The organism is Mariniflexile aquimaris (assembly GCF_042676825.1).
GTDB classification, from domain to species: domain Bacteria; phylum Bacteroidota; class Bacteroidia; order Flavobacteriales; family Flavobacteriaceae; genus Mariniflexile; species Mariniflexile aquimaris.
Genome location: NZ_JBHTIB010000061.1, coordinates 1 through 1,428, shown reverse-complemented (window position 1 = coordinate 1,428; position 1,428 = coordinate 1). Strand labels below are relative to the sequence as shown.

Sequence of the window (1,428 nt, the reverse complement as noted above, 5' to 3'; positions counted from 1 at the left end):
TTTCCTTCGGAAAATCCTCGCACACAAGCACGCAACTTTCCATACACATAAACGTTGTGTGCAATACGAATGAAGAACTTTACATTTTACATATTAACATTTTTTACGATTTTGGTTTATGCTCAACAACCGAATGAAAAGAATTGGAATTATAATGACTTCATAGATAATTATGTAAACAAGGTTTCTAAATATTCAATACAATTGAGAAAAAATGGTAAAATCAAAAAAAGAGATAGCACATTACTATTTACCAAACAGATTGACTTAAAGAACAAAACAGTTTTTGGAATTGAATGTAGTTTAGTTGTTGTTACTCACGTTGGCACTCATTTAACTTGGAATAAATTTAAAAATTATTACACAGAAAATGGTTTAATTCTAAAAACGACCAGTTCACCTTTAGAAATTGAAAAAACAAAGGAATTTGGGTTCATAAAATACAACGAAAATAAAGATGAAACTATTTATAGTTATGACACCAAAGAAAACCTTGTAAGCAAGGAATATCGAACTATAAATAATCATTACTCTATTTACGAGTCTTCAAAAGACACATTTCATTTAAAATCAATTGATAGACCAGAGATTTATGAATATGTATATAATTCAGATAATCAAGAAATCAAACAATACCATTCAGTCGATAGTACAAGATATTTAAGAACAAAAAGCTATAATCCCGAGAACAAAACAGACGCTGTTACTTGTTCGTATTGTCACTCAAAATACTTGAATATTGAGAGGAAATACGACGAAGAAAAAAACCTTATTGAATGGACTTCTTACACAAGAGAAAATAAACTACATACCAAAAGATATTACTATTACGACAATCAAAATCGATTAAAAAAACAGATTGACTCAACAGGTTGGTATGTTTATAATAAACCTATTTGGAAATCAACAAAAACATATGAATATGATATCAATCAAACAATCGAGATTGTTCACAACAATACAGAATCTATGATTGGTGGATATTTCGAACAAGAAATAACAGTTTTAGATGCTAATGAAAATGTCATTAGGGATAATAAAACAGCAAATTACCCAAAAGAAAGTTTTGATTACATATACGAATGGAAAAACGGAAAATTAATCGAGAGAACAGAAACAAAATCAAACGGAGAAATTATCAAGCAGAAATTTGAATACAATCATCGGAATTTAATAACTGAAAAATCTGAATATCGAAATGGAAAGCGGACTGAATTGATCAGATATTACTATGAATAAAAAAGTACTGCACACAACACTGCATATAAAAAATTGCTTAATTCCGTAAAAAAGAAAGTTTATAAAATAAAATATTATTAAATTTAACCAAAGAAAAAATGCGTTTCAAACTCGCAACTTTTCATATTCAAACACGTTAGCAACAACTATGAAAAAAATCCTGCTGATATTAATAATTGGAATTTCTAA

At 28.0% G+C, this 1,428-nt stretch carries 1 protein-coding gene; it reads left to right on the top strand.

Annotation, left to right across the window (positions count from 1 at the left end; translation table 11 throughout):
* Positions 1 to 69: 69 nt before the first annotated feature.
* Positions 70 to 1,239, top strand: a complete 1,170-nt coding sequence (locus tag ACFQ0I_RS17430; protein ID WP_379944270.1) for a hypothetical protein — start codon at positions 70 to 72, stop codon at positions 1,237 to 1,239.
* Positions 1,240 to 1,428 lie beyond the last annotated feature (189 nt).

Bases quoted from the DNA above. Each gene is read 5' to 3' on its own strand.
- ACFQ0I_RS17430 (WP_379944270.1), top strand. From the start codon at position 70: ATGAAGAACTTTACATTTTACATATTAACATTTTTTACGATTTTGGTT.